We start from the raw sequence: 16,597 nt of genomic DNA, 5'->3' as shown, positions 1-16,597 counted from the left end.
GCTGGATGGATTGGGCGTCACCCCGACGCTGGACCAGACCACGCAGACGCCACAAGCCCCGCAGGACCGCACCTACAACAGCAATCCTCTGTTCCAGCAGGCGACACAGTTGCTGCCGGGCAATGTGGCGAGCAACAACCCGGGCGATCTCACCAGCGTGCTGGCGCCCTTCAGTACGCGCAGCATCGCTGATGGCTTCACCACCAGCGAAGGCGACATCGGCGCGATGGCGCTGGTCCAGTTGCCCGATGGATCGCTGCTGGTCAGCGCAGGCACGGAACGCAATGCGGTGTACCGCTACAGCAAGGATGGCGGCCACAGCACGACGCCGCTGTTCACGCTGGATCAACCGGTGCTCGACATGGCGGTGGACTCGCTGGGTCAACTGTGGGTGATGACCGGCAATGAGTTGCTGCAGGTCGATGCCAACAGCGGCACCGTGCTACGTCACATGCAGGGACCCAGCGGTCAGCCGCTGACGCATGCCCTGGCGATCCAGCCGGGCACCGGCGACATCTATGTCTCCGATGGCAGTGGCATCGAGGTGTTCCACCCTAACGTTACCGACCCGACCCAGCAGTGGCAGCACTTCAGCAACACCCGTGTGTCGTCGCTGGCCTTCGGGCCGGATGGACGACTGTGGGGCGTGCAGTGGAGCGGCAGCGAGATCACCGCGGCCGATCCCAATGGCACGACGAATATCATCAGCTTCCCGATGAGCGGCCCCACGCTGGGTCGCGCGGAGCTGGAATACAGCATCAACGGTGTGGTCGACCACATCGCGTTCGGCCAGGCGGGCTCCCTGCTCGATGGCTTGCTGATCGCCACGGGCGGCCTGCCGCAGCACGTCCAGATCAACGGCGTCACCGACAGCACGCACGGCTCGGCCGTGTGGATGATCGAGCTGCAATCGCGTCGCGTGCTGCAGGTCGCCAGCGGCGGCACGCAGGGCGAAGGCGTGATCACCACGGCGGACGGCCGCATCCTGGTGGCGCAGACCGGCAGCGTCGACGAGATCGCACCGGCGCACGCGCCGAAGGTGATCGCCACCAGCGTACCGGATGGTGCGCTGGTACCACTGCCGCTCAACCAGATCGCAGTCCAGTTCGACCAGGACATGTGGCTGGGCAGCGATCCGCAATCGGCGCTGACTGATGGTTCGTCGGTGCTCGATCCGTCCAACTACGTGCTGCAATCCAGCGATACCGGTGCGCAGGCGATCTCGCCGACATCGGTACGTTGGGATGCCGCCACGCATACTGCGTATCTCGACGTCAGCGGCCTGCCGGCCGGTCACTATCAATTGACGGTCAGCGGCAACCTGCGCAGCGCCGCGCAGTTGCGCATCGGGCAGGACAGCATCACCAGCTTCACGGCGCTGCTGGACATGAGCAGCGCGGTGAAACTGCAGTTCACCAATACCCGCGCTGACGACAGCACGGGCGCGGTGAGCTATGACGTCAGCGTGACCAACATCGGTACCGAGGATCTGCATGGCCCGTTGATGCTGCTGCTCGATCCGGGTGCTTACTTCGGCTACACCATCGCCGGCGCGACCCAGGGGACGGGTGATCAATCCGACCTGTGGGCGCTGGATCTCACCAGCGCGCTGAGCAACGGCAAGCTTGCCGTGGGTGCCACGCTCGCGAACCAGACCATTACCGTTGTGCCAGCCAGCCAGCTGGGTATCGGCGGCCTCGCGAACCTGGCCAAGTTCAACCTGGGCCATGGCATCTATGCGGTGCCGACAGCCGCCCTTCCTCCCAGCATCGGCATCATTCCTCCGGCGCCCGCCGATGACGGCAGCACCGACGGAAGCACTGATGGCAGTGATGCATCCGCCGTCGACGGTTCCGATGTCGCGATTGACTATAGCGGCAACACATTCGCCACTCCCGCGACCATAGGCCAGGCATGGACGGCACAGCTGGACGCGGTCGACCAGACCAGTACGGCGTTTTACTGGCAAGTCGTGCAGGCACCAAAGGGGCTGACGCTAACGCCTACGCCCGGTTACACCACCGATGACAATGGGTACTACCACGGCACAGCCACGTTGAGCTGGACGCCGAACGCATCCGCCGAAGCCGACACACTGATCGTTCTGCGCGTGCAGGATGGCCATGGCGGCGTCTCGCTGCGCACGCTGCATATACCGGTGAGCAATGGCAACAACGACCCGGTGCTGGCTCCACAAGAAGACGTCACGATCAATGAAGGCCAGGCCTGGTCACTGCCGATCATCGCCTCCGATGCCGACGGCGATCCGCTTACCTTCAGCATGAGCAACCTGCCGCCCGGCGCCTCGTTCGATGCCCGTACGGGTACGCTCAACTGGACGCCGACTTATGATCAGGCCGGCACGTATCGGAACGTCACGGTCAGCGTCACCGACGGCAAGATCACCACCAGCGAAAGCTTCGATATCGTGGTCAATACCGTGTGGGCGCAGCCGGTGCTCGCACCGGTGCAGCCGCAGACGGTACGCGAGGGCGACACGCTTGGCCTGCAGCTTTCCGGAACCGTGCCGGGCGGCCTGAAGCGTGCCGACGGCACCGCGGTGAAGCTGAGCTACAGCGCGGCCTACCTGCCGGCCGACATGACGCTCAACAGCGGCACCGGCTGGCTGAGCTGGACGCCGGACTACGATGTGCTGGGCGCGGTCAACGTGGCGGTGACGCTTACTGCCACGTACACCAATCCCGATGGCAGCACGCAGCAGACCAGCGTGCAGCAGACGGTTGCGTTCAACGTGCTGCATGCGAACGGCGCATTGCAGTTCGACAGCAACCTGGGCCAGCCATGGACCACGCTGGAAGGCCAGCCGCTGAGCATCAGCGTGTTCGCCTTCGACCCTAACAATCCGCTATTTGCACCCGAAGAACGTCTTGCGCCGAACGCGCCGCCTGTCGATGAGAACGGCGGCGCGGTGCCGGCGACCGTGACCTACACGGTGACCGGCCTGCCGCAGGGCGCCACCTTCGATCCCGACACGTTGCAGATCAACTGGACGCCCGGCTACAACCAGGCGGGCCTCTACAAAGTCACCGTGGTCGCCAGCAAGAACGCTGATGGCACGCCGATGACGAGCACGGTGACCATCCCGATCACCGTGGTGCAGGTAAACCTGCCGCCCACCATTGCGCCGATCGCCGACGCCACCATCGCCAAGGGTGGCACGCTGGATATTCCGGTGAGCATTGCGGCGGGTGCAGGTGACAACCTACAGGTGACCATCGACGGCTTGCCACGCTTCGCAACCTTCGCGCAGAACGCGCCGACCGCAGATGGCCATATCACCGGCACCATCCATCTGGCACCGGGCGACAACGACCGCGGCGACTACACGCTCACGGTGGTGGCGCAGAACACGGTGACCGGCGTGGCTGCCGCACAGCGTTTCGTAGTCACGGCCACCAGCTTGACCGAGCCGCCGGTATTCAACCTGCCGCAACAGATCGTGGCGGTGATCGGCCAGCCGCTGAGCCTGCCGTTCTCCATCAGCGACATGGACCAGGATGGCCTGCACCTGAGCAGCAGCGGCCTGCCAGCCGGCGCCACGCTGACGCTGGGCACGCAGTACGGCCAGGCACTGCTGAACTGGACGCCGACGGCCGCCGACATCGGTCCGCACGACATCACCATCACCGTCACCGACAGCGGCTTGCCGCCGCAGAACCAGGGCTACGTCAACCCGGCCAATCCGGTGCCGAACGTGGTGACGCACACCATTCACGTGGTGGTGGTGACGAGCGATACGCCGCCGCAACTGCTTGGTCTGCAGCTCAATGGCACGGCCGTGAATGACACGGGCGATGCCGCCACGCCGGTGATGCTCAACACCAATGAAGGCAACCCGCTGGCGTTGAACCTTTACGCCAACGATTCGGCTGGCCATCTGATCAACTGGACGGCAACCGGCCTACCGCAAGGCATGACGCTAAGCGTACCGGCAGCAGGCAACGGCAACCAGGCCACGTTGAACTGGACGCCGGACCTGTTCGCCGCCACCGGCGGCACCAACAACAAGGGCATCTACACCTTCACGGTGACCGGCAGCGACGGTGCGATGAGCTTTACACGCACGATCCAAGTGCAAGTGGCCGCCGTGGCGCAAGCGCCGCAGATCGTGCCGCTGCCCATGCAGTTGGTGGACGAAGGCAACACGTTGTCGTTCGGACTGCACAGCGTGGATGCCAGCGGCAAGCCGGTGCACCTGAGCCTGGTCTACGACGCCAACACGCCTCTCGGCGTGGCCTTCGACCCAGGCACCGGTACGTTCGAATGGACGCCGGCCTATGGCACGGTGAACAAGGCCATCGCGAACACCAGCGATTTCACCTTCCACTTCCAGGTGACGGACGGCACGCTCACCAGCACGCAAACGGTGCAGGTCCGCGTCATCGGCGTGTATCGCGCGCCGACGCTCGATGCCAGCAGCCATGCCGTGGTGGTCGGCCAGTCCCTGAGTCTGCCGATCCAGCTGGGTGGTACCGACACGCACCAGGGCATCTATGCCAGCGACCCGGATGGCGGTGCGCTGACTCAGGGGCTCACGGTGAGCTTCACCAATCTGCCGCAGGGCGCGACCTACGATGCAGCGAACCAGCGCCTGAACTGGACGCCCGGTCCCGGCCAGGTGGGCGACTTCGTGATCATGGCGAATGTCGATGACGGTCACGGCAATGTCGTGCAGCACAGCTTCACCGTACGTGTGGTGGCCGACGCGGCAGCCAATGCGCCACAGGTGCTGATCGACAGCGTGCCAAGCACGCCTGCCCTGCCCGGCCAGGACATCATGGTGACCGTGCGTACGAGCAGCTTCAGCCCGATCGCCAGCGTGGCCGTGCAGGTGCGCGGTACCGGCCTGGGTTCGAACCAGTGGCAGACCGTGACGCTGGACAGCAGCGGACGCGTCCATCTGCAGGCCACGCAGCCGGGTACGATCGACGTGCGCGTCGTCGCCACCGATGCCGATGGCTTCAGCGCCACGCAGGACAGCTACCTTCTGATCAAGGACCCCGCCGCGCTCGCCCCTGTGGTTACGTGGAGCGGCGTGCTTGCTGGTGCGACCTTGAGCAGCAAGCCGGTTGAGATCGATGCGCTGACCTCGCTGCAGGCCAACCTGCAGGAGCTGCAGCTGATGGGCTACAGCCTGCAGGTCGCCCCGGTCGGTAGCAGCACCTGGCAGAATTTGGGCCAGCAGAGCTACAACGCCGGCAACATCAGCCAGGCGGTCAACCTCGCCTCGCTTGATCCGACAGCGTTCGCGAATGGTGTCTATCAGCTGCGTCTTACTGCATGGGATTTGCAGGGCCGCACCTCCGAAGTGGATGCGCGCGTGGTCATCAACTCCGCGCAGAAGAACTTCGGCCAGAACAGCGTGGCCGACGTCACCTACCTGCTTGGCGGTCATGCGTTCACGGTCAACCGCAGCTTTGTCGGTGGCAGCGGCCTTGCGTTTGGCAACTGGAGCATCGCGGGCTTCGACGCGGGACTCACCACCGATCAGCCGGCGTCCACCACTTCCGGTGCGATCGCGCCCTGGACCGTGGATTCACGCGTGTGGTTGTCGATCCCCGCCAATCTTGGTGACGCCAATGCGGCGCTGCAGAATCTGAGCTTCACTCTGGGTGCGGACGGCGTGGCCATGCTGGGCAGCGCCAACGCACCGCTGAGCTACAACGCCGACTTCGGCAGCAGTCAGGGTTGGCAGCTACAAGCCACCAACGGCACGGCGCTGCAGCGCCAGGGTGGCCATCTGTACGATGAAACCACCGGGTTGCCGTGGGTGCCCGATGGCTATGTGCTCACCGCGCCCGATGGCACGCAGTACAACCTCGACGCCACCGGCAAGATCACCGGCGTTATGTTCACTGATGGCAAGCAGTGGCTCGTTTCCGATGCCGGCATTGCACTGGTTGGCGGCAGCGCGAGCGACCGCATCGACATCCTGCGCAACACCAGTGGCAACATCGTGCGCATCGGCGGCCCGCTCGATGCCAACGGCAACGCGCGCAGCATGGTGTACGCCTACGACAGCCAGGGCCATCTGGTGCTCGCCCGCGCGCTCGACAGCAGCGGCATGGGTACGCCTTATGGCTACGATGGCCAGGGCGCGCTGCTGACCGACACGATCACCGCCAACCTCGGCACTTCCGCCAACTGGATGGGCAACAGCACGGCCAATCAGTGGAGCGGCTCGCTGCAAGCCAACCAAACCACCAGCCTCGCCTTCACCGTCCGCGACAGCGAGCTTGCCTCGACTATCAAGGTACCTGGCAGCAGTGGCGCACTGATCGTCGCGATCAGTGCCAGCTTCAGCGATCCCGGCACCACGCTACAGGTGGTAGGCGGCGACGTGCTTGGCGACACGGTCTACAACGGCGTGCACACGATCCTTGTGCGCGTCACTGATGCCGGCATGAAGCTGCTGCATATCAGCGGCACCGGCACGGCCAGCATCAGTGTGTCCATTGCTGGTGATCTCAGCCATGACGGCAAGGTCGACGGCAACGATGCCGCGACACTCGACCAGGATATCGCCAGCAAGAATCTGGCCGGCGATATCAACGGCGATGGCGTAGTCGATCAGACCGATCGCGAAATCCTCTATGCCAACTACGGCTTCCAGGCCGCCCTGCCGCCGCAGGCAACAGCCAACCTGCCGACCACACTGACGCACGTAGGCCTGAGCACCACGATTCCGCTAGATCAAGTGGCCACCGATTACAACGGTGACGCGATCTACTGGCGCATCACCGGTGTCACAAATGGCACGGCCACGCTGAGCAGCGACGGCAAGTCGGTAATCTTTACGCCGACCGCCGGCTATAGCGGTGCAGCCACCGTCACAGTACTGGCGGATGATGGCTATGCGGCCAGCGCGCCGATTACGCTCAACGTCAATGTGAGCGCAGCGAAGCTGACGGCCATTCATCTGCAGCCGGTAGGCAATCTCAGCCCGGGCCAGGCCGCGCCCATCCAGGCCATTCTGGACTTTGCGGATGAGCAAGGCGTCATCGCTGAGCCGGGCTACCTCACTATCTCCCTCGATGACCTGAGCGGCATCGGCATGGTTGGCGCGGCATCGGTCAGCCTTGATCCGACGCAAAGCGAACTGCTCTGCCATGGCGCCGGCCCTGCGCTGCTTGACGTTAGCCACACCGACGCGACGGGCGAGACCGTGCGCGCCGTCCAAGCGCTCAACGTCGTCCCGGTCGATGGCAGCGCGCCACCACCGCCGGTACAGACGGCCGTCTATCCCGGCTCACTCAGTCTCGCGCCGGGAAGCACGCGCCAGATTGAAGTGGTTGATACCACCGGCCAGGCCAGTGCGATCAACGCCGCGTACCCCACCACGGTTCGCTACGTCTCCAGTGACGCCAGCATCGCTACGGTCGACGCTAACGGTGTGATCACTGCCGTCAAGTCCGGCAGCGTCACCATCAGCGTCCTGCGCCTGCAAGGCCAGGTAAATGCCAGCGGCACTCTCGGGATGCAGGCGATCGGCCAGAGCGATATCACGCTGAACGTCACAGCCCCGCAGGTGGAGACCACCGATCCCGCCACGAATGCCGTGCAGGGCATCGAGGTCAACCAGGGACAGGGCGCAGTGATCAGCGCGGGCACCGGCGAAACGGTGATGATCGGCGCGGGCACTTTGCCGCAGGACACGCAGGTTGCGATCCAGCGCATCGATCTGGCGCAACTGGCGAGCGTCACTGGCATGACCGCACCCACGGGGGCTGCACTCACTTCTGTCGGGGCATTCAGCCTGGACATGGGCAGTACGGTCAGCACGTCGCGCTTGCAGTTGGCCATACCGCTGCAAGGCACGGCAAACGCGGGCGACGAAGTGATCTTCTTGCGTCGCGGCACCGTGATGACACCCAACGGCGTTCAGAACACTTGGTGGCTCGTCGACAACGGCTATGTCGGGACGGATGGCATCGCGCGCACGGCCAGTCCGCCATGGGCCGGTCTCGATAGTTCAGGCCAGTATCTGGTTTGCAAAGTGGTTCCGGGCAGCGTGCCGCCCTACAGCTTCGGGCTCGATGCAGGTGACTGGATGACGCTCGGCGGCCTGGGCATCAGCGTGAGTGGCGGCTTGAGTGGCGCCACCATCGCCTCGGATGTGTTGTCGATACTTGCTACCGAAGCCACCAGTCTCTCGGCTGGCAGCTACCACTTCGGCGTGCCTCAGTTTGCCAACTTCACACTGCCCAGCTATTCCGCCGGCCAGAACCTCGACACCCAGCAGCTTGAAACGTCCCTTGCGAGCGTCCTGCCGCCCACGGCGACGCCTTGGGGCAACGTGGTGGTGCCCACCATCCAGAACGCATCCATCACTGACGATGGCAACATCCAGCTCACTGTTGGCAATGCCAATCCTGGTCAGTTCACCGGCAAGATCGTTGTCCGCATGGTCCAGGCCGATGGCTCGACCGTGGATGTGCAGACTGTCGATGGCGCACTAGCCGATGGAAGCACCATCACGGTGACTCCGCCTGCCCAGGTCGCCATCGGCACCGTGAAATGGGAGTTGGTGCGGCAAATTTCTATGGGTGAATTCACCGGTTCTGGTGAAATGAGCAATGGCGACCAGCCGCTCGAATTCACCGGTAATCAAGTGCCGCTGAAGCCGCTGCCGGACATGGCTGCCGTACTGACTCGGACGGGCCTCACGCTGCTGCGCGAGGACCAGACCGTAGGCAGCGTGGCCCTGGCGGACATCCTTGGCAGCTCCAACGACCTGGGCGGCACATATCAGTACGGCAGCAAAGTGCAGCCAGTGGTGTTTACCGCCGACAACACGCGCATCTTCGTCGGTGGTCGCGGCGTGATCTATGAGATTGATCCGCTCACCGTAAAGCTGATCAATACGATCACACTGCCTGATGGTCAGGACATCACCAGTCTTGCAACCGTCGGCGATCTCCTGATGATTGGTGAGAGTGGCCCCCACGGTCAGTTGCTGGCGATGAACATCGCGCCGGGGAGCAGCAATTTCGGCCAGTTCGTCGCGATTCAAAGTAGCGATGTCGCCAAGGCAGCAAACGGCATCGGTGGTATGACCATCGGCCCGGACGACCATACGCTGATCGTCAGCCTGCCTGTCGAGGCCAGTACGCTCGCCCTGGGTAACACAACCCAGCGCGGCAACGTACTTGTTTTCGACCTTTCCACGCTCGACATGACTACCGGCACGATCGCCGCTCCAGTGATTGCGCAGCTGCCGGATGACGGCATCAGTGGCAAGACGCCACTCACCATCTCCGCGACCCAGGACCCGAACCGCTATCTGGTTTCCGACGTCCACGACTACGACAGAGGTCTTGCTACGCTCACTCTCACTCGGGACAGCAAGGGCAACGTCGTCTCCGCTGTGATGAAGAGCCTTGACCTGTCGCAGCCGAACCAGGATATCAACGTCGATCGACTCAATATCCAGCGCGCGCAAAGTGCCGTACTGGTAACCGTGGGTGGCGTGGAATACGCCATCGTGTCCGACGACAACCTCAATTATCTCGACCCTTACTACGAGGCCATGTTCACGCCTCCGGACTATGAGTTCCTGTTGCCTGGCGCTCCGCCTACCGCGATCGGTGGCTCGGCCGATGCGAAGAAGGTCAATGTCGGCGGCAAGCTGGGCATTATCAAGGATCCGTTCGGCCTGCTGGGCACTCCCCAGTATCTGGAAGCCACCCTCCCGTTGTCCGGTTACGGCATCGAAAACCTTGCCCTCTCTCCGGACGGCAAGGTGTTGATCGGACAGTTGGCCGGACGGTATCAGACACCGTTCGACATGACGCAGCAGCCAAGTCAGGCCCATGCGTGGAATGTGGATGCGCTGATCAGCGCCGCCTTAGCCAATAACGCGGACCTGAGCAACCACATCAGCTTGCCAAGCAACGCAGAGCAACTGATCAGCGACCAAACAGCGGCGCCGATTGGGTCGTACTTCGACAATGACATCATGACCGTTTCGGTCGTCGGCAATATGGGCGATGTCGTCGGCGTGGATCTACGCGAACTCGTTGCGAGACAGCTTCTGCTGAAGGATGGAAAGATCAGTCAGACGGCCTACGGCGCCGCCTGGGCTCAGCTTTCAGTCAATGATCGAAATACCATCTACGCGCGCATGCAGCAGCTGACGGGCTTCACGCTGTCCGCCGGTGAAGCTCAGCAGCTGGCGTCCTCCATGGGCATGAAGCTGCTGACGGTGGCTGGCGACCCGAATACGCCGCTTTCGCGCGGATTCGACATGACCAGTGGCGATCCCTCCATGTCTACGATGAACGATAGCTTCGCAAACTCGGGCATTTTGTACTTCGTGCCTCAGATCAGCGAGGCCGACGAAGCCAAGCTCCGATCCGGACAAACACTGGATCAGAAATCCGTGCCTGAGTTTGAGTTCACCTACCTGGATGGCGTGAACGCGGCTACCAGCAACATTCCAAATAAGTGCAAGGCAGACGTGAGTGCCAAGGACTATGCGCAAGCAGCCAGTGCCCTTATGGGCGACAGGCCCTTGGCTGATCCTGGCTATAGCTCGTTCCAGCTCAGAGGCAGCGTGGGCACAGGACAAACAAACGACGTGCTGGACGTCTATCGCATACAGCAGCGTTTGCGTTACCTGGGCTACGGTAATGCCGATCCCAGCACAATCAACGGAGCTGGGGAAATTACCGTCAATGGCACATTTGATTCAAAACTGGCTGCCGATCTCCGCCAGTTCGGCGAGATCGTCGACGGCAAAACCAAAGATGACAATGGATCCAGGCCGGCAACCGCGAAAAGCAAGAAGCACCCGGCCACACCGGCAGTGCCACCTACTCCCATATCGGTCGGTCAGAACAGCAACAATGACTGGCTGAGTTGGCTCAACGCCTATAACGCCCCACATTGGATGACCTACGCCATCGGCGCGAACACAGCACTGACCGGCTGGGCTGTGCCGCCTGGCCAAAATGTCTCGATGCAAGGCACCAGCTGGGTCCACGACCTGATGCTGGTCAGTCAACAGAACAACAAAAAGACGGACGGCACGTACAAGGACACCCTGCTGTTCTCCGGCACCAATGACCTTGGCAACCGTCTCAACCTTGGCATCAACACCCAATATGTGAGTGCCAACAACCAGGCGGGTGTTGATGGCGGCGACATTGTCCTTGGCTTGCTGCCTACTGCCGGGACGTCAGGCAGTAGCTCCATCCCCAATCAGGGTGCGTATGACAACAAGACATGGAGTCTCGCCAATGCCAACCAACTGGCCGGCCTGCTCTCCGATCCCACGAACGACAACACGCAAGCCCCGGCCAACAACTCACAGGGTGCGAATCAACAGAACCTGGCCTTTAATGATTTCCTGGCTGTCTACTCGGCCACGCAGCTAGATGGATACTGGAATCAGATCCAGCTGCAGAACGCTGGTGCCAAGCAGGCCCTGTTTGGTGGTGGCACCCAAAACAACGAGATGATCAGCAACAACATCCTGGCGGGAGGCACGGCCACGCCCGTTGGAGCTGCGCTCACCGGCGATTCCTTAGCAAGCCTCATGGGCTCGTCGGCCAATGTGGACTATTCGCAGTGGGTTGCGCCGCTGCAAGCGGCATTGACAGCGGCCAACATAACGACGCCATCGACGACCGCCAACATAACCACGCCTGAGCGGATCGCGGCATTCCTGGCTGAAGCCAAAGTGGAAACCGGTGGCCTGCAGGCCATGAAGGAGGATGTCAGCTCCCGTTACCAGCTCCTTACCGTTCTGAATCTGTTCGTCAAACCGTTCAACAACAACGGAAGTACCACGTACAACCTGAACACGCCAGGCAACGAATCCAATCTGAGCGCCCATGACAAGATCATCGCTGAGATCAAAGCTCGCTTTTTGAACGTCAAAGACTTCGTAAGCAACGAACTCAAATCGCACAACCTCGACAACGTCACCTGGGACGACTTTCAGGTCCAGTTCTGGACGACCCCGGACGGCAAAGAACACCACAAGGTGGTCTATGCTCCGGGCCAGGGCAACATCTATCTGACCACGGCCGGGGAATGGACAGGTCAGATTACGGAACAGGTCAATGGAAACTCAGTTCAAGAAGAGCGATACAACGTCTTCTATGACTGGATCTACTCCGAAGATGTTGGCAACGGTCTTCAGGGAGACGGCACGTACGCGCAACATACGGCCCACCTATGGGTAGGCCGAGGCGTGCTCCAACTTACCCATGAGGCGACCTACGCTAAATTTGCTGATTATATTCAGGCGAACTACCCGAGCCTGGTGACTCCTGCCAGCGGCAAGACCGTGGCGCAAACCTTGCTGGCAAATCCCGAGTTGATCTCGGAAAATTCCGCGAACGGGCGCATGTTGTCTGCACTGGCAGGTAGCTGGTTCTGGCAGATAAACAACATCAACGCGTCGGCAGATGCCCTTACGTGGACAAATCCTGCACCACAATCCGACCAAGCCAATTTCAACAACATCAGCAAGAAGATAGGAGACGCTGCATGGCCTGATCGCTGGAACAATTACACTCAGAATGTCACTAGCGAGCTTACAGGTGGCAACCCATTTGAAGACATTCGTGCGGTCATGGCATCGCTTGGCTTGTCCGCAGAAGGAGCAGCTGGTTATCAACAGAAGTTCGGCTTTACCGTGAGCCTGGCGCCGGTAGCCATCGGTGGCAACGACGCTCATTTGTTGGCTGATGTCGATGGTGCTGTAAGTGGCCAGGCGGCGCTTGACACTGTTGCTCCACCATCGATCAAGCTGGTCGAGGCGGGGATTTCACTGCCCAGCACCCAAGTCCAGTTTGGCGATCTTGGCGGGGCGGCAGTTGGGCAGGAAAGTACGAACGGAACGGCGACGACCATTACTCTGGATACCAGTGCTGCTGGCCATGGCTGGTTCACTGATGAAAACCTCGCGGATACTTCGGCCTATTTCCTTCCCACCTCTGATCCGGACGTCTGGATGGCCAAGCCAGGCACAGCCGCATCTGGTGAAATGGACTTACTGTCTGTGCTTCTGCACGAGTACGGTCACGCCCTGGGCTTCGAACACAGCTCCGACAACAGCGACTTCATGGGGCCTGAACTTCAGCTAGGCGAGCGCCGACTTCCGTCGCCGTCAGAACTCGCCCTTATGGCCAAGCTTGTCGCTCAATTGAACGGTAGCGGTGTCGTCACCAGCACTGCGGAGGCCTCAAGCGACCTTCCTTCGACGGGTACCCCCGCGACAATCGACGCCATTAGCACCCACGGAGGCGCGACGGATCCGGATCTGAACAGCGCGCGACTTAAATCACAGGATTTGCTGGTCACGAACCCCTCTTTGACCAACGGGAGCTTTGGCAACAGCGTTGGCTGGTCGATGCAAGGACCAGTGCAGATTGATCAGAACGGCGCCACACTCAGCGAAGGCTCAAGCAGCCAGACGCGTCTTAGTCAAGCCTTCACACTTGGCAGCAACGATCGCTTCCTGCGCTTCACGCTCAGCAACGTCGCGCTGCAAGACCTTGGGGATCGTCCTGAAGATGCGTTCCAGGTCGCTCTGCTCAACGCCTCCACCGGCGCTTCGTTGGCCGGTGCGCTCGACCTGAGCCAGACCGATGCCCTGTTCAACCTGCAGGGCGATGGCAGCTCACACCTGGCGCAAGGCATCACAGTCGTCAATAACGCCGATGGCAGCCGCACGTACATCCTCGACCTGCGCAACGTGCCCACCGGTACGGCGGTGAACCTGTCCTTCGACCTGATTGGCTTCGAGTCATCGGGAAGCCATGTCACGGTCAGCGATGTCGCTACCTTCGCGGTGCCGCATGCGAACGATGCTTCGTTCAGCGGGCTGGAGGATGGCACGGTATCCGGCAATGTGCTCGCCAACGATACGGATGTCTTCGGTGCCACGCCGAAGCTGGTGACGGGACCTGCCCATGGCACGGTCACCCTCAACCCCGACGGTACGTTTACCTATACGCCGGGTTATCCGTTCTATGGCAATGACAGCTTCACCTACCTGCTCGACAACGGTGCCTCGCAGTCCAATACGGCAACGATTAACCTGAGTATCGCTCACGTCAACCATGCACCGACCACGACGGGCGAGACGCTGAACCTGCTCGAGGATGGCAACCTCCAGGTGAACCTGTCGACATCTGCCAATGATGCCGACGGCGATCCGCTGACTTTCCGCATCGTCAGCGGTCCGCAGCATGGCACGCTGACCCAGAATGCCGACGGCACGTTCACCTATACGCCGGGCTACCTATTCTACGGTAGCGACAGCTTCAGCTACGTCGCCAATGATGGACAGCTGGACTCCAATGTATCCACCGTGAGCCTGTCCGTCACGCACGTGAACCATGCGCCCACCACCACCGGCGAGTCGCTGAACCTGCTTGAGGATGGCAACGTCCAGGTCAACCTGTCGACATCCTCCAACGATGTCGACGGTGATCCACTGACTTTCCGCATCGTCAACGGCCCGCAACATGGCACCCTGACCCGGAACGCCGACGGCAGCTTCACCTATACGCCGGGCTATCTGTTCTACGGCAACGACAGCTTTACCTACGTCGCCAACGATGGGCAGCTGGACTCCAACGTATCCACCGTGAGCCTGTCCGTCGCGCACGTGAACCACGCACCGACCGCCGCGGCTCAGTCGCTGAACCTGCTTGAGGACGGTAGCGTCGGCGTTGATTTCCGCACCTCGACCAACGACGTAGACGGCGACCCGCTGAGCTATCGCATCATCACGGGCCCGCAGCACGGCACCGTGACGCAGAATGCAGATGGCACGTTCAGCTACAAGCCGACCAACCTGTACTACGGCAGCGACAGCTTCACCTACGTGGCAAACGACGGCCAGCTGGATTCCAACGCCGCCACGGTCAGCCTGAATGTCGCCGTGGTACCGCCGACGGTCAGCAACTTCAGCTTCTGGCTGCACAACAACTGGACGCGCACGCTGAGCCTGTCGGACGACACCACGACGCTGCCCGGCACCACGCTCAGTTTCCGCATCGTCAGCGCGCCACAGCACGGCGACCTGATCCTCAATGCGGACGGAACCTATACCTATCGTCCGAACCCGTGCTACGTGGGCAGCGACAGCTTCAGTTTCGTCGCTAGTGATGGCCAGGCCAACTCCGACACCGCCACCGCCACCATCGACGTCAAGCCGCGCAATCGCCCGCCAGAGGCGTGCGGGCAGCAACTCTACGTGGCGGAAAACGAGTCGCAGCAGATCGACCTCATGAAGGACACCTGGGATCCGGATGGTGACCCGCTGACCTTGCGCATCGTGCGTGGCCCGCGCCACGGCAACTTGTCGCTGAACACGGACGGTACGTACAACTACACGCCGAATGCGGGATTCATCGGTAACGATAGCTTTGTCTTCGTCTCCAACGACACGCAGTACGACTCGAACATGGCGGCGGTATACATCGATGTCGATCCGCGCCCCGTGGCGAAGGATGAAGGCGTCAGCGTGCGCACCGGCAAGTGCGTCACCGTTCCTCTGGTGCCCGACAATGATGACGGCAACTGCGGCGATGACGGGCTGTACGCCAAGATCGCCACCCAGCCGCAACATGGCAAGCTGGAGCAGGACGATGATGGTCGCTGGATCTATGTCGCAAACGCCGGCTTCATCGGCACCGACACCTTTACCTACGTGCTAAGCGATGGCGAACTCGATTCCAGACCAGCGACGGTCACCGTCACCGTGCTGCCGCCGAAGCGTCCGCCTGTCGCCAACAATGCCAACGTCAACGTGCCTTCGGAAACGCCTTCGCGCATCGACATCCTGGCCGATACCAGCGATCCGGATGGCCAGGCACTCACGGCACATATCGTCAACGGTCCCTGCCATGGCTGCCTGCACCGAAACGACGACGGCAGCTTTACCTATGTGCCGCAGGACGAGTGGTACGGCGACGACAGTTTCAGCTACTACGTCACTGACAGCGAAGCCAGCTCGAACATCGCCACGATCCACATCAAGGTCGTACCGGTGCCGACGGCCCAGAACGCCCAGTTCCGTGTGGACGAAGATGGTAGCGTCCGAATCGATCTGCGTTGCTTGGTGGACGATCCGAACGAAAGCACCGAGGCGACGCATGCAATCAGTATCAATGCGCCGGGCCACGGCCAGCTGACCCGCAAGGACAATGGCGTCTACATCTACACACCAAACCGCCACTTCACTGGCGTTGATACGTTCACCTATACCGTCACGGATGGCACCTACAGCACCACCGCCGTGGTCACGCTGGATGTTCGCCGGGACGATGATGACGGCTGCGGAGACGGCTGGAACAGTTGCACCATCTTGGTCTCAGCGGGAGCAAGCGATGACAATGATGATCAGGATGGTGGCTACATCATCGTCAAGCGAGGCCAGCACGAGAACGCCAACGAAAAACATCTCTTGCCACAGCTGAACTGGAGCGGCAGCCATGCCGATGTCGGCGCAACAGATGTCGCGAGCAGTGAATGGTGGAACACGCTGCTGGACGAGCCGCTGCTTGGGGTGGCTGACTTGGGCAAGCAGAGCGGTTTGATTGTAAGGTTGTGA

1 protein-coding gene (running past one end of the window) is annotated in these 16,597 nt (G+C 61.7%); it reads left to right on the top strand.

Going from position 1 to position 16,597, the window contains the following annotated elements:
• Window positions 1-16,597 carry the 3' portion of an Ig-like domain-containing protein gene (locus DYST_RS01585; protein ID WP_239949536.1) on the top strand. It extends 4,649 nt beyond the left edge of the window, so 16,597 of the gene's 21,246 nt are visible here — the last part of the coding sequence; its start codon lies off the left edge, out of view; it ends in the stop codon at window positions 16,595-16,597.

It is taken from the genome of Dyella terrae, assembly GCF_022394535.1.
Taxonomy (GTDB): domain Bacteria; phylum Pseudomonadota; class Gammaproteobacteria; order Xanthomonadales; family Rhodanobacteraceae; genus Dyella.
This window is presented reverse-complemented; position numbering and strand designations above follow the sequence as displayed.